27 protein-coding genes are annotated in these 17053 nt (G+C 71.9%); 26 read left to right on the plus strand and 1 reads right to left on the minus strand.

Features of this window, described 5'->3' with window-relative positions; genetic code table 11:
- Positions 1-17: 17 nt before the first annotated feature.
- The 17 genes from FHX32_RS34205 to FHX32_RS34285 all read left to right on the plus strand — a co-directional run bounded on the left by FHX32_RS34205 (position 18) and on the right by FHX32_RS34285 (position 11589).
- Complete coding sequence (locus FHX32_RS34205) at positions 18-275, plus strand: thioredoxin family protein (protein ID WP_167181995.1); 258 nt, start codon at positions 18-20, stop codon at positions 273-275.
- 22 nt (positions 276-297) lie between these two features.
- Entirely contained in the window at positions 298-2127 is a 1830-nt protein-coding gene (locus FHX32_RS34210; protein WP_167181992.1) for a DNA polymerase, read from the plus strand.
- A 43-nt stretch (positions 2128-2170) separates the two neighbouring features.
- Positions 2171-2518: a DUF7169 domain-containing protein gene (locus FHX32_RS34215; protein ID WP_167181990.1), complete on the plus strand. Its 348-nt coding sequence runs from the start codon at positions 2171-2173 to the stop codon at positions 2516-2518.
- On the plus strand, positions 2515-2859 hold the full coding sequence (locus FHX32_RS34220; RefSeq protein ID WP_167181988.1) for a hypothetical protein: 345 nt from the start codon (positions 2515-2517) through the stop codon (positions 2857-2859). The genes FHX32_RS34215 and FHX32_RS34220 overlap by 4 nt, the downstream gene beginning before the upstream one ends.
- Before the next feature lie 226 nt (positions 2860-3085).
- Complete coding sequence (locus tag FHX32_RS34225) at positions 3086-3862, plus strand: sigma-70 family RNA polymerase sigma factor (RefSeq protein ID WP_167181986.1); 777 nt, start codon at positions 3086-3088, stop codon at positions 3860-3862.
- A 107-nt stretch (positions 3863-3969) separates the two neighbouring features.
- Complete coding sequence (locus FHX32_RS34230; protein ID WP_167181984.1) at positions 3970-4110, plus strand: hypothetical protein; 141 nt, start codon at positions 3970-3972, stop codon at positions 4108-4110.
- Between the two features lie 2 nt (positions 4111-4112).
- Positions 4113-4754 carry a hypothetical protein gene (locus tag FHX32_RS34235; RefSeq protein ID WP_167181983.1) on the plus strand — a complete coding sequence of 214 codons (642 nt, stop codon included), beginning with the start codon at positions 4113-4115 and terminating at the stop codon, positions 4752-4754.
- Entirely contained in the window at positions 4751-5341 is a 591-nt protein-coding gene (locus FHX32_RS34240) for a sigma-70 family RNA polymerase sigma factor (protein WP_167181981.1), read from the plus strand. The genes FHX32_RS34235 and FHX32_RS34240 overlap by 4 nt, the downstream gene beginning before the upstream one ends.
- Positions 5338-5853 carry a hypothetical protein gene (locus FHX32_RS34245; protein WP_167181979.1) on the plus strand — a complete coding sequence of 172 codons (516 nt, stop codon included), beginning with the start codon at positions 5338-5340 and terminating at the stop codon, positions 5851-5853. The genes FHX32_RS34240 and FHX32_RS34245 overlap by 4 nt, the downstream gene beginning before the upstream one ends.
- The gene (locus FHX32_RS34250; protein WP_208418096.1) at positions 5850-6905 is read left to right on the plus strand and encodes a DNA cytosine methyltransferase; all 1056 of its coding nucleotides are present in this window, start codon (positions 5850-5852) and stop codon (positions 6903-6905) included. Before FHX32_RS34245 ends, FHX32_RS34250 begins: the two co-directional genes overlap by 4 nt.
- Before the next feature lie 129 nt (positions 6906-7034).
- Positions 7035-7460: a hypothetical protein gene (locus FHX32_RS34255; RefSeq protein ID WP_167181977.1), complete on the plus strand. Its 426-nt coding sequence runs from the start codon at positions 7035-7037 to the stop codon at positions 7458-7460.
- A 128-nt stretch (positions 7461-7588) separates the two neighbouring features.
- Positions 7589-7771 carry a hypothetical protein gene (locus tag FHX32_RS34260; protein ID WP_167181975.1) on the plus strand — a complete coding sequence of 61 codons (183 nt, stop codon included), beginning with the start codon at positions 7589-7591 and terminating at the stop codon, positions 7769-7771.
- Positions 7772-7929: 158 nt separating this feature from the next.
- Complete coding sequence (locus FHX32_RS34265) at positions 7930-8127, plus strand: hypothetical protein (protein ID WP_167181973.1); 198 nt, start codon at positions 7930-7932, stop codon at positions 8125-8127.
- On the plus strand, positions 8124-8387 hold the full coding sequence (locus FHX32_RS34270) for a hypothetical protein (RefSeq protein WP_167181971.1): 264 nt from the start codon (positions 8124-8126) through the stop codon (positions 8385-8387). The genes FHX32_RS34265 and FHX32_RS34270 overlap by 4 nt, the downstream gene beginning before the upstream one ends.
- Entirely contained in the window at positions 8384-9325 is a 942-nt protein-coding gene (locus tag FHX32_RS34275) for a helix-turn-helix domain-containing protein (RefSeq protein WP_167181969.1), read from the plus strand. The genes FHX32_RS34270 and FHX32_RS34275 overlap by 4 nt, the downstream gene beginning before the upstream one ends.
- 77 nt (positions 9326-9402) lie before the next feature.
- Complete coding sequence (locus FHX32_RS34280; RefSeq protein WP_167181967.1) at positions 9403-9984, plus strand: hypothetical protein; 582 nt, start codon at positions 9403-9405, stop codon at positions 9982-9984.
- Between the two features lie 105 nt (positions 9985-10089).
- Positions 10090-11589: a recombinase family protein gene (locus FHX32_RS34285; RefSeq protein ID WP_167189022.1), complete on the plus strand. Its 1500-nt coding sequence runs from the start codon at positions 10090-10092 to the stop codon at positions 11587-11589.
- Positions 11590-11593: 4 nt separating this feature from the next.
- Here FHX32_RS34285 and FHX32_RS34290 read toward each other — a convergent pair whose 3' ends face one another.
- Positions 11594-11797 (minus strand): helix-turn-helix transcriptional regulator, encoded by a 204-nt coding sequence (locus tag FHX32_RS34290; protein ID WP_486481335.1) that lies wholly within the window; start codon positions 11795-11797, stop codon positions 11594-11596.
- Positions 11798-11920: 123 nt separating this feature from the next.
- Here FHX32_RS34290 and FHX32_RS34295 point away from each other — a divergent pair, with 123 nt between their 5' ends.
- The 9 genes from FHX32_RS34295 to FHX32_RS34330 all read left to right on the plus strand — a co-directional run bounded on the left by FHX32_RS34295 (position 11921) and on the right by FHX32_RS34330 (position 16373).
- Positions 11921-12181 (plus strand): hypothetical protein, encoded by a 261-nt coding sequence (locus tag FHX32_RS34295; protein ID WP_167189025.1) that lies wholly within the window; start codon positions 11921-11923, stop codon positions 12179-12181.
- A gap of 260 nt (positions 12182-12441) precedes the next feature.
- Positions 12442-13572, plus strand: coding sequence for a hypothetical protein (locus tag FHX32_RS34300; protein ID WP_167189028.1), 1131 nt, complete (start codon positions 12442-12444; stop codon positions 13570-13572).
- Complete coding sequence (locus FHX32_RS34305) at positions 13572-13883, plus strand: hypothetical protein (protein WP_167189031.1); 312 nt, start codon at positions 13572-13574, stop codon at positions 13881-13883. The genes FHX32_RS34300 and FHX32_RS34305 overlap by 1 nt, the downstream gene beginning before the upstream one ends.
- A complete protein-coding gene (locus tag FHX32_RS34310; protein ID WP_167189034.1) occupies positions 13883-14461 on the plus strand; it encodes a hypothetical protein in 579 nt (192 codons plus the stop codon). The genes FHX32_RS34305 and FHX32_RS34310 overlap by 1 nt, the downstream gene beginning before the upstream one ends.
- The gene (locus FHX32_RS34315; protein ID WP_167189037.1) at positions 14458-14931 is read left to right on the plus strand and encodes a hypothetical protein; all 474 of its coding nucleotides are present in this window, start codon (positions 14458-14460) and stop codon (positions 14929-14931) included. Before FHX32_RS34310 ends, FHX32_RS34315 begins: the two co-directional genes overlap by 4 nt.
- Complete coding sequence (locus tag FHX32_RS34320) at positions 14928-15164, plus strand: hypothetical protein (protein WP_167189040.1); 237 nt, start codon at positions 14928-14930, stop codon at positions 15162-15164. The genes FHX32_RS34315 and FHX32_RS34320 overlap by 4 nt, the downstream gene beginning before the upstream one ends.
- Positions 15164-15382 carry an FDXHR family putative zinc-binding protein gene (locus tag FHX32_RS35635; RefSeq protein ID WP_486481336.1) on the plus strand — a complete coding sequence of 73 codons (219 nt, stop codon included), beginning with the start codon at positions 15164-15166 and terminating at the stop codon, positions 15380-15382. Before FHX32_RS34320 ends, FHX32_RS35635 begins: the two co-directional genes overlap by 1 nt.
- A gap of 172 nt (positions 15383-15554) precedes the next feature.
- Entirely contained in the window at positions 15555-15878 is a 324-nt protein-coding gene (locus FHX32_RS34325) for a hypothetical protein (RefSeq protein ID WP_167189043.1), read from the plus strand.
- 282 nt (positions 15879-16160) lie between these two features.
- Positions 16161-16373 (plus strand): Acb2/Tad1 domain-containing protein, encoded by a 213-nt coding sequence (locus FHX32_RS34330; protein ID WP_167189046.1) that lies wholly within the window; start codon positions 16161-16163, stop codon positions 16371-16373.
- Positions 16374-17053 lie beyond the last annotated feature (680 nt).

A 17053-nucleotide genomic window follows, 5' to 3' on the forward strand; every position in this document is an offset into this window, starting at 1 on the left:
GTCCGAAGGAGCTCATCTTGACCCGCCTCGTCTACTTCACCGCCGATTGGTGTGCGCCCTGCCGACGCTTCGGTCCGCTCCTGAAGGCGGAGGCCGAAGCCCGAGGGCTGCGCGTGCAGCGCCTCGACGTCGACGACTCGGCGAGCACCGCGCAGGCGTACGGCGTGCAGTCGGTACCGACCGTGATCGCCCTCCGCGACGGAGAGATCGTCGACCGCTTCGCCGCGCTCTCCGCGCCGCAGCTACGCGAGCGCCTCGACGCCCTGACCGCCTGACCTGAGAGAGGAGCGCCTCGCGGTGCTGACCCTGACACACGCCGTCGCCGGCACGCCCTGCGCGATTCACTTCCTCGAGCGCCGCGAGGAGCTGCGGCACTTCGAGGCGTTCCTCGCCCAGGGCGACAAGGTGCTCGCCTTCGACACGGAGACGACCGGCCTCGACGTTTACACGCCCCGCCACGGGCTGCGGCTCGCGCAGTTCGGCAACGCGCACGAAGCGTGGGTACTGCGCACCGATCTCTTCGGCGACGCGGTCGCCCGCGCCCTGCGGCAGCCGCGCGCCTTCGTAGTCCACAACGCCGCCTATGACCTGCTCGTCGCCGACCGGCACCTCGGCGTCACTGTCGAAGAGCTCGGCGGTCGCGTCTTCGACACGCGCATCTTGGCTCACCTGCTCGACCCGCGCGCCGAGAGCGAGGGTGGCATCGGCCTGGGCCTGAAGCCGCTCTCGGCGGTCTACGTCGACCCGGACGCCCCGGACACGCAAGCCGGCCTGACGTCGGTCTTCCGGTCGCTCGGCTTCACGAAGGAGACCGGCTGGCGCGGAATCCCGATCGATCACGAGACCTACGTGCGCTATGCCGGCCTCGACGTGCTCCTGACTCGCCGGCTGTTCGACGAGATCGGCGCGATCGTGCACGAGGTCGGCCTCGACCGGCTGAGCAAATTCGAGCATCACCTGCAAGTGCTGCTCTGCCTGCTTCAGCGCAAGGGAATGCTCCTCGACGTCCCCTACGTCGAGAAGCTCAGCACGCGACTCCGCGAGGAGGCCGAGCACTACCGGGCCGTCGCCGCCCGGTACGGCGTGAGCAACGTCAACTCGACCGCCCAGCTCGCCGAGGCGCTCGAAGCGATGGGCGAGAAGCTCACCGAGCGCACGCCGTCGGGCGCGCTGAAGGTCGACAAGAACGTGCTCCTACCGCTCGCCGATCTCAACCTTCAGTGGGAGCGGATCGAGGCCCGGACGCCGAACCCGCTCGCCGACGCGGCGCTGCGGTCGAAGCGCTCGGAGAAGTGGGCGACGTCCTACGCCGACGCCTTCCTCGACCTGAAGGACGCGGGCGACCGCCTGCACCCGATGATCGGCGGCTTGCAGGCCCGCACGGCGCGGATGAGCGTCTCGCGCCCGCCGCTTCAGCAGCTACCCTCCTCGGACTGGACGATCCGCCGGTCGTTCATCGCCGACCCGGGGCAGGTCGTCATCGCCGCGGACTATCAGGCGGTCGAGATGCGCGTGCTCGCGGCGCTCTCCGGCGACGAGACGATGAAGAAGGCCATCGCCGACGGCGTCGACCTGCACAGCTTCACGGCCGAGCGGGTCTTCGGCCCTGACTTCACGAAGCAGCACCGGAAGATCGCGAAGGCGGTCGGCTTCGGCAAGGTGTACGGGGGCGGCGCGGCGACGATCACGCGGCAGACCGGGGCCGACCTCGAGAGCGTGAAGAGCGCGCTCGCCGCGTACGACTCGACCTTCCCGGGCATCAAGCGCTACTCGCGCCGCCTGATGAACCGGGCCGAGTACGGCAAGAAGGAGGTCGTCACCGCCTCCGGCCGGCACCTGCCGCTCGACCGCGACCGGCTCTACGCGGCGACTAACTACGTCGTACAGAGCACCTCGCGCGACCTGCTCGCGCAGGCAATCGTCGACATCTTCGACGCCGGCCTCGGCGATCACCTGCTCTTGCCAGTGCACGACGAGCTCATCGCCCAGGCCCCGGCCGGCGACGCCGAGGAGGTGATCCGCGAGATCGGCCGCCTGATGGAGAGCACCTTCTACGGCGTCCGCATCGAGAGCGACCCCGAGGTGTACGGGCCGAGCTGGGGACACGGCTACGGGGCGACCGAGTGAGCGCCCCTCCGCTACTATCGAACACCTGTACGAAGGAGGCACTGTGAAGCCGGCCGACCTCGACGTCGACCCCGACGAGCTCCGACTCCGCGACCTGCTCGACGAGCTGCGGCAGGCCGTCGACGGCGTCGCGGAGCTCATCCCTGCGGCCATCGATGCGCAATGGTCGGCTGCGCCGGTCGCCCGTCCGAGGGAAGATACCTCCGAACGGGCGAAGGGCCTGCGGTCCGATCCGACCGCAGACATCGTTACCGACCCGGATCGCTTGTCGTTGCGTACTCACATACTTCACACTGTGCGCGTGGTCAGGGCCGCCGGAGTTGCCCTCCGAGACGCGCGATCGGGCCTTGCACAATCACTGGAACCGTGGCAAGGAGTGACGGGGGCATGACGAAAGGAGTCCCGCTTGCGGGACTGAAGCGGAGGGCGCGCGTCTACCTCGTCGCGCCCTCGACCGGCGAGCAGTGCATCAGGGTCGCGACGCACGGGCCGACCTTCGACGCGCTCGTCGAGCTCGGCTACGACGTCGTCGTGACTGCGGCCGTGCACGAGAACACCGGATGTGTCGACGACCTCCTCGCGGCCGTCGACCTCGACCTCGACACGCTCCGGCATAGCGACTACGTCGTCGTCGCCCCCGGCGGCGAGCACCTCCTCGAGACCCTCCTCGCCCCGGCTCTCGGCCTGCCGGTGCTGCACCTCGCCGACTTCGCGGAGCTCATCGCCGCCTAGATCGGCCCTCCTCGCTACGGCCCTCGGGACTACAACCCGAGGGCCGTAGTCGTATGTCTATACCTCGACATAGTGATCTAGGCCACACATGATCGCGGTACTTGCGTGTGTCGCCTTACGCGTGGATAGTTGATCGCACGCACGCCGTCTGGCCTGCGGATTGAAACGCCCGTACGAAGGGGCCGGTCGCGCCGGCCGGACCCCCTACGCCCGAGGAGGCCCTGCTATGTCCACCTTTGACATCCTTTGGTCCGTTCCGAAGCAGCCGATCGTCGACGCCGACGAGGAGACCGCGCTCATCATCAGGGCGAAGACCGGCGACGAGAAGGCCCTCGCGCGGCTCTTCGCCGCGTACGTGCCCGCGCTGCTCGACGTCGTCAGGCAGTACGCCGCGACGCTGCCGCTCGACGACGCCCGGCAGACCGCCTACCTCGGCTTCCTTCAGGCGATCCGCGACCACGACCCGCACCGGGCGTCGCGCCTCGCCGGCAAGCTCCGCTCGAAGGTGCAGGATGCTCTCTCCGAGGCCGCCTCCGACGGCTCCGACGGCTTCACCGTGCCCGCCCGGACGCTGCGCAAGTTTTACGCGCTGCTTCGGAAGGCCGACGGCAACATCGAGGCGGGCGCTCTCCTCGCGGCCGCGTCGGACTCGCGCGAGATGTCCGAGGAGACCTTCCGCGCCATCGCCGCCCGCCTGAAGGTCGGCTCGCTCGACGTCGAGCTCGAGACGAACGGCGACACGGGCGTCGCCCTGCTCGACGATCCGCGGTCGTCGCGTGAGACGTCCCACGTAGAGGACGCCCTCCTCTGCACGGTCGCCTTCGAGGCCGTCGACGACCTCGAGGAGAAGGTCTGCCGCATCCGCTACGGCTTCGACGACTACGACGAGGTGCCCGACGGCGAGGTCGGTCACCGCCTCGGCCTGGGCCGGATCAAGACCCTCCGCACCCGCGAGCGCGCCCTCTCGAAGATGCGCGCCGCCATCGGCGCTCTCGACGGCTGACCGATCTCCGTCGGTCGGGGCGTGAACACCTTCGCCCCGACCGGCCGACTTGCTCATCGCCAACAAACAACACCTCCCACAACCGAGACAGCCGAGGAGCTCCGACCATGTACGACGCCGACCTGATCACCCGTCGCGACTACGACCTCGTCGACTTCGAGGAGCGCGACGCCCGCGACGAGGCTGCCGCCGAGGGCCTGCGCGAGCTCGTCTACGACCTGCCGGCCCGTCCGGGCACGCGGCGGTGACCGTGCACACCGAGGAGACGACGACCTGCCCGATCCGGCTCGCGGGCGACTTCCACCTCGAGGCGCGGCGCTGTGAAGACTGCGACGTCGCCCGGCTCGCCCGGCTGAGCCTCGGCGAGGTCGGCCTCCTCTATCAGACCGGCCGCGCCACGCAGGACGCCTTCGAGGGCTACTCGCTCGCCTGGGCGATGCTCTCGCCGACCGGCGACCCGGAGCGCGTGACGCTGCCTGACTCGCCGGACGTCCGGCGTATCGCCCGGAAGCTCATCAGAGCGAAGGGCCTCGCGGTGCCCGCGCGGCTCGTCGAGGAGATCGGCCCGGCCGACTTCGCGCCGTACCGGGCCGAGATCGCCGACTGCCACTGCCTGACCTGCCGCGAGATCGCCTACGCCTCGAGCTCCGTACTCGACGGCCCCGGCTCCGCCCGGAGCCTCGCTGCCTGCCGCGCCCTGCTCGCTGAGCTCCGCGCCGGCACGCACAAGCCGATGACCCTCGCCGAGCGTGCCGCCCAGGCCCGCGAGGAGAAGGCCGAGCGCCTCGCCGCCCTCCGCGCGACCGGCGCACCGCAGACCGAGATCGACGCCGTCGAGCGTGGCTACGTCGCCGTGCCGATGGCTTTCATGCAGGAAGGCATCCTCCGGTGACCGCCATCAACCCGAACAACTTCCGGCGCTGGGCGTACGGCGTCGCCCGCGACATGCTCGCCTCAGCCCCGGCTTCGCGCTGGGAGATCGACGACCTCGTGCAAGAGGCGCTCGTCGCGATCTGGCAGGCCGCGCCGAAATGGGCGAACGACGGCCGCGCCTCGCACGCGACCTACGTCACGGCTGCCGCCCGTCGGCGCATGGCCGAGCTCGTCTACCGGGGCCGGCCGGCCCTGGGCGAGGGCGACCGCACGCGGGCGCACGGCAGTCGCGACGCCGGAGCCTGGCACCGCAGCGTCGAGCGCGAGCTCGAGCTCGTCGACATGGGCCTTCGCCGGATGCCGCGCGAGCTCACGGAGGAGCCGGCCGACATCTCGGCCGCCGAGGTCGTCGCGACCGTCCGCGCGGCGATCGACGCCCTGCCGGAGAAGGAGCGGCGCGCCGTCGTGGCCGTCGACCTCTGCGGCCTCTCGAGCTACGAGGCCGCGCCCTCCCTCGGCGTCACGGCGTCCCGCGTGCGGGCGCTGCGGACGCGGGCGCACGGCCGGCTGCGCGAGCAGCTCGGGCACCTGAAGGAGGCGGCGTGACGGCCTACGGCCCCGAGCAGCCCTGCGCCCGTACGGCGTGCGCCGACGAGCCTGCACACAAGGGCGGCGAGCACATCGACCCGCGCTCGCCCCGCTACGACGGCCCCGCCCTCACCTTCGGCGCTCTGCCGCACAACTGCCGGCGAGCCGCGTACGCCCTGAAGGAGGCGGGCGCTCCGGTGCCCGAGATCGTCGAGCTCGCCCGCGAGATCCTGCGGCTCCGCGAGCAGGTCGCGGCCGTCCGCGTCGACGCCGACCGGCAGGTGCGCGAGGCGTCGCGTCGGGCGCTCGACTGCACGGCACACGGCGAGCAGATCGCCGAGCTCGAGAAGCAGCTCGACCACGCCGACCGGCGCGCCGAGCGCAACGACCGCGGGCGCGTCGCACTGCTCGCCCTACCACACGCCCTCGAGGAGCTCCGCAGCGACGCGAAGGTCACCGTCACCGACCTGAAGCGGGCGGCGAAGAAGACGCTCGACGCGCACGGCCGAGCGTGGAAGGAGACGAAGTGAAGGCCCTCGACCTCTTCTCGGGCGCTGGTGGCTGGGACGTCGCCGCGACCGAGCTCGGCTGGGACGTCGACGGCGTCGAGATCATGCCGGAGGCGAAGCTCACGCGCTCGGCCGCCGGCCTGAAGACCGTTGCCGACGACGTGCGCGACGTCGACCCGGTGCCGGGCGAGTACGACGCCGAGATCGCCTCGCCGCCCTGCCAAACCTTCAGCCCTGCCGGCAACGGCGCGGGTCGCGCGGCGCTCGACGCGGTGCTGCTCGGCGTCGCGGCGTACCGCAACGGAGCGACTCCGCGCTTCGCCGACCTCGCGGCGCTGACCGGCGACGACCGGACGGCCCTCGTCCTCGAGCCGCTCCGCGTGGCTCTCGCCGCCCGGCCGACGTTCATCGCATGGGAGCAGGTGCCGACCGTCCTGCCGGTCTGGGAAGCATGCGCCGACGTGCTGCGGCAGGTCGGCTACTCCGTCGCAACGGGCAACCTGAACGCCGAGCAGTACGGCGTGCCGCAGACCCGGAAGCGTGCTCTCCTGGTCGCGCGGCGCGACGGCGCGACGGTCGAGCTGCCGACGCCGGCGCACTCGCGGTACTACCCGCGCACGCCTGAGCGGCTCGACGAGGGCGTGCGCCCGTGGGTCAGCATGGCCGAGGCGCTCGGGTGGGAGCGCGGGACCGAGGTGCGCCGCACGTTCGGTAAGCCGCGGTACGACTACCCCGGACGCGAGGCGTCGGTATGGAAGGAGGCCGGGCAGCCCGCGCCGACGGTCACGAGCAAAGCGCGGTCGTGGGTGCTGCGGACGACGAACGCCCGGCCGAACACCGCTCACCGGCCGGCGAGCGCGCCGGCTCCGACCCTCGCCTTCGGCAAGGCGCGTCCGGAGTGGGACTTGCCGGAGGGTGAGACGAGGCCGGTCACACTCGCGGAGGCCGCGACGCTTCAGACCTTCCCGGAGGGCTACCCGTTCCAAGGGTCGCGGTCGAAGCAGTTCTTGCAGGTCGGTAACGCCGTGCCGCCCCTGCTCGCTCGCGCGGTGCTCGCCGCGTGTGTCGCCTGACGCATGAGACGAAGGCCCCGACCTGGGAGACCGGGGCGGGGCCTTCGTCGTACACATGACACCGACCCTTGCCCGCCTCGTGCATCCTGAGCTCTGTCTTGCGTGTGCCTCAGAAGGAGAGTCTTACCCGTGAAGATCACCCGCCTCGTCGCCTACGTGGCCGGCGCTGTAATTCTCGTCGCAGGGGTCGCGCTGGGCGTGCTCATCGCTCGGCCCGGCGGCGATACCGCCGCCCCCGCGCCGGCTGCTGCCGTCTCGACGCCGGCCTTCCTGCCGTCGCCGACGCCGTCGGTCATCAGTTCGCGCGTCTTGTGCAACGGCGTGTTGCAGCTCGCCGAGGGTATGAATCTCGACCCGGTCGCCAACATCGTCACTGCTCAGGATGTCGCGGACGCGGCAGAGCCCGCCATCTCGGCTGCCGGCCTCCGTTTGCAAGCTGCCGCCGAAGAGGCCGAGGTCTCCGGCGATGAGGTCGACGACAACATCGCCATTCACCGAGCGCAGCTCGAGGTGCTCGACGCCTGCGGCGACGCCTTCGGTGACGGCCCTTGGTAGCTCGCTAGGCCCCGTCCGGCACAGTGCGGGCGGGGCCTTTCCGCAGCGATGCACGCGCGTCGCCTTGCGCGTGAGGCGTCTCGCGTGTTTAAATCTCCTTGCACCGCCCAACCGACGAAGGAGCCGAGATGACCGCCAAGATCGCCACCGGCAAGACCGCCATCGTCGTTGCTGGCTTCGCCGCCGGCATGACCGGCGAGGTCAAGGCTGCCGAGTTCGGCGAGGTGCTCGGCTGGCGCTACCTCGTCGCCCTGCCGGGCTACGGCCCGCGCTGGTTCGGCGAGTCCTTCGTCGAGCCCTTCGAGGGCTGACCCGCCCGACGGGGCCGGTCACTCCGGCCGGCCCCGTGTGGCGACTCACCCGTGAGAGGAGCTCCGATGACCGCCCAGACCTCGCCCCGCCTGATCGCCGCCTACGTCGGCCCCGCGTCCGGCCTCGCCGCCTACCTGCGCAGCCTGGGCGGTGCCCGGTGAGCCGCCCGCAGCGTGACGCGCTGCTCGCCGCGTCGTACGACCCGCGCGGCGTTGTCTACGCCGGCAGCATCCGGCCGGCCACCCTCGCCGCGCTCGCCCGGCGCGGTCTCGTGACGCTCTCCGGGGCGGGCACCGTAGCCACCCTGACGGACGCCGGTCGCGCTGCCGCCCGGCGGGCGGGCGGTGCCCGGTGAGCGCCCGCGAGCTCGCCGCCCAGGTGCGGCACGCTGCCGCCCTGCTCGAGCACCGCGCCCCGGAGCGTGCGGCCGACGCGCTCGTCGAGCTCCGCGCCGGGGTCTACCTCGCCGAGGCCGTCACGCGCGGCCTCGTCCGCGAGCTCTCGACCGCGGGCGTTGCCGCCCTCCGCTTCACCTTCGGCGAGCTCGAGCGTGAGCTCGCCGACGCCGCCCTCTTCGCCCGCCTGACCGAGATCGAGAAGGAGACCTCGAAGTGAAGACCGCCTTCGCCCTCGCCGCCCGCCTCGCCCGCTACGGCACGACCGGCCGCTTCTGGGCCTACGTCGGCCTCGTGCTCGGTGCGGCCGGCTCGCTCGCCGCGAACGTCCGGCACACCTACCTCGCGCCCGAGGGCGCTCCGGCCGACTGGGCACCCGGTGCCGACGCCCTCGCCGCGGCCGTCTTCTGGCCGATCGCGCTCTTCGTCGGCCTCGAAGTCATGGCGCGAAGCAACTTCGCCGCCGGATGGAAGGGCGTCGCCCTGCGTGCCCTCGGCGTCGGCCCGGTGACGCTCGTCGCCGGCATCGCGAGCTACCTGCACCTGTCCGGCCTGCTGCGACACCTCGGCGAGGTCGACGCGATCGTCTACCTCGGCCCGCTCGGCGTCGACGGCCTCATGCTCATGTGCTCGGCCATGCTGACCGCGACCGCGAAGCGCCCGGCGACCGTCGCCCCGGCTCGCCCGGCCGCTCGCCGCCCGTACGCCTGGGCGGTGCCGGCCGGTGCCCGGCTCCTGCCGATCGTCCCGAAGGCCGCCCCGGCTCCGGCCCGCCCGGCGCGCAAGCCGCACGTCTCGGGTTGGGTCAGCGCCCCGCGAGGAGCTCGTCGCCTGCCGATCGTGGCGAAGATGACTGCCCGCCCCGCTCCGGCTCGCCCGGCCGGATGGGTCCGCCCGGCGACCGGCGCGACGGTGCTCGCGATCGTCCCGAAGGCCGCCCCGACGCCCGCCCCGGCTCGCGGTCGCCGCCCGGTCGCCGGCAAGCGCCCGCTCGCGGAGACGAAGCGCCTCGCCGAGCAGCTCATCCGCGAGGCGGTCGACGCCGGCCGGCCGAAGCCGACGCAGAAGGAGCTCGCCGCCGAGCTCGGCATCTCGCGATGGACGCTGCGCGACGCGCTCGCCCTCGACCTCGACGTCGCCCCGGCGCTCGTCGCGTGACCTTCCGGCCTGCCTCGGGGCGATCCGGGGCCGGCCTCTTCCCTCTACCCTGAAGACCTCATGAAGGAGACCGAGAGATGACCGAGACCCCGAAGACCCCCGACGCCCCCTTCGCCGTCGGCGAGACCGTCGAGGTGCCGACCTTCGGCGGATGGCGGACCGAGAAGGTTACCTACGTCGGGCCGGATCGCCTGATCGCTGGCGGCTGGCAGGGTCACCCCGCGCAGGTCCGCCGGCCCGCCGTCGAGCAGGTGCCGGAGGTGACCCGCGAGGAGGCCCTCGCGACGATCGGCAAGGTCTGGGCCGGCAACGCGGGCGAGGAGCTCTGGCAGGCGTTCAACGCCGGGAACTACCCGCTCGCGAAGCAGGTCGCCGAGCAGAAGATTGCCGAGCAGGCCGAGTACTCGCGCGAGCTGACCCCCGATCAAGAGGCGATCCGCGACGCCGCCGAGGCGCTGCTCGAGACGCTGCGCCGTGTCGTCCCCGACAACGTCGCGCACTACGCCGTCGAGGAGGCTATGCAGGCCGCGCGGAAGCTCGCGCGGAAGGCTCGGACGGTGCGTACCCACGACGCGACCGACCCTCGCGTCGAGGCCGCCCGCGAGGAAGCCGAGGTGGGCGCGTACCTCGCGAAGGGACACTCGCCCCACGAGTTCTGACCGCCCACGACCGAGGCCCGCTCCCTGCTCAGGGGCGGGCCTCGGTCGTAACTAGGTCTCCTACGGCCCGCCGGAGTCGAGCTAGTTCCGTGTACGCTCTCGCGCATGACGTCTCACACGCGCAATCGATGGGTACTGTACCTCCGCCTGTCCGAGCAGGACGACGCCTCGACCGGCATCGGCCGGCAGGAGGCCGACCTACGCGCCCGAGCTGAGCGCGAAGGAGCCGTCATCGTCGCGGTGCTCGTCGACGACGGCCTCTCCGGTCGACGCCGCCGAGCGAAGGGCGACGAGGCCCTCGCGATGCTCGTCCGGGGCGAGGCCGACACGCTCGCCGTGTGGAAGTTTGACCGATGGAGTAGGCAGGGCCTCTCGGCGCTCGCCGACCTGATCGAGGTGCTCGACGACCGGCGCTACGCCCGCTTCATCGCCGACCGCGACGGCCTCTCCTCGGAGCAGCCCGCATGGCGCATCATCGCCGCAGTGCTCGCCGAGGTCGCCCGGATGGAGAGCGAGAACACCGCCGCCCGCGTCCGCTCGTCGATCGCCGCCCTCCGCTCCGCCCGGCGCTACTCCGGCGGGGCGGTGCCGTACGGCTACGTGCCGGCCGAGCGCCCCGACGGCCCCGGCCGCGTGCTCATCATCGACCCGGCCGAGGCCGCCATCGTCCGCGAGATGGCCGAGCGCGTGATCGACGGCGAGAGCGCGTGGCGGCTCGCCCTCGAGCTCAACGAGCGGGGCGTGCCGACGGGCAGGTCGGAGCGTCGCCGGCTCGCCCGCCTCGGCAAGGAGGGCGGCGACCCCGGCCGATGGAACGTGACGAGCCTGAAGAAGGTGCTCGCGGGCGACTCGGTGCTCGGCTACTACCGGCACGCAGGCGACCTCCTGCGCACCGACGACGGCCTGCCGCTCCGCGTCTGGGAGCCGATCCTGACCGACGCCCAGGCCGCGCAGCTCCGCGACCTCTTCGCGCCGCAGGCCGACGGCACGCCGAAGCCGCAGCGACGCCGCGCCGCCCGGCTGCTCTCCGGCCTTGTCTACTGCGCCGAGTGCGATCACAAGATGTACGTACGGACCGACCGCCTGAGCCGGGGCGGCGCGATGTACCGCTGCCCGGCGAAGTCTCGAGGGCACGCCTGCCCTGACGTCCGCATCGCCGCGGGCAGCCTCGAGGAGCACGTCGTCGGGTATCTCCTGCGCTACTTCGGCGACTGGCCGGTGACCCGCGAGGAAGTGCAGGTGACCGGAGCCGGCGAGAGCTCGCTCGCGGAGGTAGAGCAGGCGATCCGGGACACGACCGCCGCGCTCGGCCACGACGACGCCGACGTGCCGAAGCTGCTCGCCCGGCTCGAGGGCCTGAAGGCCCGGCGCTCCGAGCTGCGCGACGCGGGGCCGTCGAGGCGCGTCGTCGTCGTCGAGACCGGGCAGACGTACGCCGAGGCCCTCGACGAAGCCGGCGACGACCTCGACGCCCGGCGCGCCCTCGTCGTCGACCTGATCCCGGCCGTCCGCATCCGGCGCGCGACCGCCAAGAGCGGGCGCTTCGACCCTGCCCGCGTGATCATCGAGGAGCCGACGCACGACCCGGCGCACGCCTTCGACTGAGCGTTTACACGCCCTCGTCCGCCTCGCCCAGGTGCGGCCGGTGCTCGCGTATCCACGCTTCGACGTCGGCGATCCGCCATACCGCGCCCATGCCGAGCACGTCGTAGGGCGCAGGGAAGTCGGCCCGGTCGATGATCTCGGCCGCCCTCTGCCGGGACACTCCGAGCCGACGCGCGATCTCGCCTCGCCCGTAGAGATGCCTCGGCACGGCCGCAGGCTAGCCGGAGTTGACCTTGTCAAACCGCAGCCCGTCGCATTGCACCCTGTACCTTGACAAGGGCCGGCCCCGACGTGAGCATCGAGTGATGACCGCCTCACGCAAGGAGACGACATGATCGAGCTCGCGCCCGGTCAGATCATTCACGTAGCCGAGCCGCACTACGCCTTCGGCACCGGCACGCTGAAGATGAAGATCACCGAGCACCTCGGCGAGTACACCTTCGGCGGCGACCGCTGGGCCGAGCTGAAGGGACACGACGTGCGCCACGACGGCAAGCTCGACGCGAGGGAGCGCTACGCGAGCGTGCGCGTGCAGCGCGTGCGGGTCGTCGCCGAGGAGCGGAGCGCGGAGGGAGCGACCGTGACGAAGTGACGGTACTTACGTCACTCCCTATCCTGCTTCTATGTCTCCTCCTCCTCCTCCTTAAAGCTTCTATATAGAGTGACGCTCTTTCCGTCACTTCGTCACGCTCGGGGCCTTCTGGCCGAGCCGGCTCCCCGCCGCCGGCTCCGCTGGGAGGCCCCGACCCGTGTCTGCGACCGCCTCGAAGTTTCCGTGAACACCTCGCGCGCCTCCGGCCGACTTGCTCCTCGACCGAGCAACACCCCACCTCACGCGAGGAGCGCTTCACAGTGACGAGCATCTTCGAGCACATCGACCGCGAGGGCGACCGCCTGACCGTCCGCAAGTCCGATCACGTCGTGCCTGGCGCGGTCATCGTCGAGGCGTACGACAACTCCGACGGCGACCTCGGGAACGTCCGCCTCGCCCCGGCGCAGATCACCGAGCTGCGGTCGGCCCTCGAGCCGCTCGACCCGACCGCGAAGAAGGCCGAGGCGACGCCGGTCATCGTGTCGGGCCTCGAGTACCGGCTGCTGCCCGGTGCCCGGATCGAGGCCGACCCGACCGCGCCGCACTCCGAGGCGGTGCACGACCGTGTGACCCGCGTCCGCGTCGAGTCGGTGCACGGCGACGACACCTGCTCCGTGACCGGCCTCGACGGTCGGAACGCGCACGACCCCGGCCGCTACATCGTCGCCCGGAGCTTCCTCGCGCCGCTGCCGGCGAAGCCCGAGGTCGAGGCCGACAAGGAGTACCGCCTGCTGCCGTCGGCGACCTACTGCGGCGGCACGCGCTCGGACATGCCCAAGGAGGGCACGACCCGCGTCCGCGTGCTGCGCGCGAAGCCGGACATCGACGGCGACGTCTTCGTCGAGCCGCTCGACGGCCGGACGGCCGGCAAGCCGGGCAACGGGCGCTACGTGCACCCGGAGCACCTCGCGCCGATCCCCGACTTGAAGGTCGGCGACGTCGTCGCCATCCTGCCCAACGCGAAGACGGCCCTCGGGGGCGGCGTCTACTTCGCCGCCGACGTGACCCGCGTCAAGGTCGAGACCAACCCGGAGCCCGGCGGCGACTACCGCGTGAGCAACGTCGACGGCTCGGGCCTCGACCTCGGCCACGGCAAGGCGACCGGCCGGCTCGGCGAGAAGCAGTACGTCGGCCGCGCCTACCTGGGCGACCCGGAGCCGGCCCCGCGCATGGGCGCGACGCCGACCTTCTCGATCGTCGACGAGACGCACGCCTTCGCGGCGAGCGACGCCGCCGAGCCCGAGGAGCTCGACGACCTCCGCGTGCGGGCGGTCGAGAAGGCGCTCGAGCTGCTCGGCGCGAGCGACTTCGACGACGTCTCGGCGAGCGAGATCATCGCCGTCGCCGCCTACATCGCCGGTGAGATCGACGCCGACGAGGCCGACGCCTGATGGAGCGCCTCGCCCCGTACGCCCTCGGCGGTGCCCTGATCGGCACCGTCGGGGGCGTCGCCCTCGCCCTCGGCCTCTGGTGGCTCGTCTGGGCCGCCTGGGCGCTCTACTTCGTCATCGCGGAGGGCATCGCGCTCTTCCGCTCGCGCTCCGGCGACACGCTCTCCGAGCACGTCTGGGCGCTCTTCGCGATCAACCTGCCCGGCCGGCCTCACCGCGAGGTGACCGGCACCGTCCGACTCCGCCGCTTCCTTCTGCTCGCGGGCCTCGCGTGGCTCGTCGCGCACTTCCTGACTGGAGGGCTTTTCTGATGGACGAAGACTTCCCGCTCGAGCTCCTCGGCGGCGACCTCGAGGTCGCGGAGCGCTTCGACGGCGACGACGAGTTGAAGCTGCGCTTCCGCCGGAAGACCGAGCGCGCGTGGCTGAGCCGGTCGGAGGTCGAGCGCCTGCGCGATCACCTGACCGCGCTCCTCGGCGACGGCGCGCAGCCGTCGGGCGACCGGCCGGTCGAGCTCGTCGTCGGCCGCGAGTACCGGCTGCTGCCCGACTCGAAGTACGTCGCCGGCCCCGAGTCGATGTTCACCGAGGCGGGCACGACCCGCGTGCGCCTGATGAAGGTCCGCGCCGATGGCGACGTGATGTGTGCGGCGCTCGACGGCACCGAAAGCGGCCTCGTCGCGCACGTCGACCGGTGCTACCTCGCCCCGCTCGACCCGCTCGCCCGGCCGCTCGCCGAGGTGCTCACGGGCAAGGCGTCGGCCGCCGACGTCGCCCAGGCGGCGCGCGAGGTCTCGGATTGGTTCGGCCTCTCCGGCACCGACACGCACGACGCGATCGAGCACGCCTTCCGGCGCTTCGCCGAGAAGCTCGAAGGGAGCAGCAAGTGACCGAGGCCCGTGTGCACGCCCTCTCCGTCGCGATGGACGTCCTCACCGACGCGACCGAGGGCGTCGGCCCGAGGATGCGCGGGTCGGCCATCGAGCGCGCCGAGGCGACGCTCGAGATCGCCCGCTTCATCCTCGGCGAGGAGTACGTCGAGGAGGAGGCGACCGAGGAGGAGCCGGAGAGCTCGACGCCGGCCGAGGGCCGGATCGACATCGCCGAGTCCGTCACCGTCGGCCCGGCGCGCAAGGTGCAGTGCTCCGTCTCGCCCGGCGACTACGCCTACGTGCGCCCCGGCACGGGCAAGACCGACGGGAAGCCCTTCGTGCACGTCGAGGTCAACGCCGACGGCGACTCCGCCTCGGTCTTCCTCTCGGTCGCCGAGGCCCGGAAGTACGCCGCGGGCATCCTCGACGCCTGCGACGAGGCGGAGGGCGGCTCGCCGCTCCTGCACTTCATCAAGCCGGGGGCGTGATGGGGCAGCCGGAGATCGCGCCGGAGGTGCTCAACGACACGGTCGGCACCCTCGAGTGCTGGCTCGGCGGATACACCGATCCGAACGAGGACGGCGAGCAGTTCTACGTCGTGCTCCTGGGCACCGAGGACGGCACCCTGCACGTCGCCTACGGGCGCAACTACTACGAGGCCCGCGACCCGGAGGCCCGACGCGAGTACCGGATCACGGTCACGGTCGAGGAGGTGAGTTAGTGCACCGCTGCGGCCGGTGCCCGGCGCGATGGACGGGGGCGAACGTGTCGCACTGCGGCGCGTGTCACCACACCTTCTCGGCGGTCTCGACCTTCGACCGGCACCGCTCGAAGGGGCAGTGCCTCGACCCGGCGACGGTCGGACTCGAGAAGAACGCTCACGGCGTCTTCAGGACGCCTGACGCTCCGGGGGTACCCCGTACTACCCCGGACGCCTGAAAGCCCGCGAGAAGTCCTGTCCTGGCCCCTGCACGGCTACGTCTCGTCGAGGAGGGCGAGGCGTAGCCGTGCCGTCTGAAGGAGCACACATGATCCGTTCCATCCGTCGCCGGCTGCGCGCGGTCTGTATCTCGGTCGTGCTCGTCCTCGTCGGCCTGGGCGTGGCGGTGCCATGACCGACGAGCTCGAAGAGACCGAAGAGCAGATCGACCCTGACGAGCGCATCGCCCAGGCCGCCCGCGAGGTGGCACCGCGCTACGGCCTCGACCCCGAGGAGCTCGCGCGGCGCACCCTCGCCGCGAGAGACCGTCGGCTGCTACGGGCGGCGCAGCCGGTGAAGCGGTGCTCGGCCTGCGACGTGCGCAAGCCGGGGCGCGACTTCGCCGAGGACGCCCGCACCGCCGACGGCCTCGACTCGAGGTGCAAGGTGTGCAAGGCGGCGCAGGAGCGGGCACGCTACGCGAGTCGATCTTCTGGCGAAGGCCCGGCCGACTAGGAAAGTAGCGGGGCGAAGCATGCTGCGCCCTGCACCGCGACGAGGCCCTGCCGTGCGCGATCCGTGAGCCCGATGGGACGGACCGAACGGTAGGGTCGCGCCTGCGGCCGACCCTTGCGAAGGCTGGCCTGCCTCGGGCCGTGAGAACCGGGCCGCAGGGTCGGCCGCCCCTCGGGGCGGGTAGGTCTCGACGTCGACGAAAGCCGCACGCGGACCGTCGACGGACTCCGGGTTCGATTCCCGACCGCTCCACGCTCCCCCGACCGACGAGCAGGAGGCCCTATGGCACCCGAGGACATCGCCCACCGCTTCGCCTTCCACGCGGCGACGACCGAGGAGAAGCGCGACGCGCACACGAGCGTGCGGCAGGCGTGCCGCCGGCTCGCCGACGACCTGAACGAGCGCCTCCCCGAGGGTCGCGAGAAGTCGACGGCGATCACGAAGCTCGAAGAGGTCATGTTTTGGGCGAACGCTGCCCTCGCCCGCAACTCCTGATCCTGTCTCACCCTGCACGCCCCCGAGCGTGCGCTCCCCTGCTGCTGCCTCACGGCGAGCGCGGGTCGAGCGCCCTCGGGGGCATCTTCGTATCCGCCGGAGGTGACCAATGCCTAGCGCCCTGCTCCGACTGCGCGCGATCCGCTCCGCGTGCTATCGCTGCCAGGTACGCCGAGGCGGTCGCCCGTGCGGCGCGCCTGCCTCGCGCACCGTCGCCGATCCGGCCCGACCTGACGAGCTGCTCGCCGCATGTCTCGCCCACGCCGACTAAGGCCCTGCTCACGCCCCGGCTGCCCGGAGCTCGTCGACGCAGCGCAGAAGGACCGACGCTGCGACGACTGCAAGCGTGCGGCTGACCGTGCCCGAGGCACCGCGGCCGAGCGTGGCTACGACGCACGGTGGGCACGCAGGCGTGCGGCCTTCCTCGCGCGTCATCTCTTCTGCGTGCTGTGCAGCGCACCGTCTCGGGTGGCAGACCACTACCCGCACAGCAGGCGCGAGCTCGTAGCCGTGGGTGTGCCTGACCCGGACGCCGACGGCTACCTACGTGCGCTGTGCGTCTCGTGTCACTCGGCGGAGACGGCGCAGCACCAACCCGGAGGCTGGCACGCTCCGTGACTGCTCACTCTGTGTGACGCCCGACCGCCCGACCCCTGGGGAGTGACCCCCCTCCGGCCCCA

The sequence above is a fragment of the Micromonospora sp. CNZ280 genome (assembly GCF_011759515.1).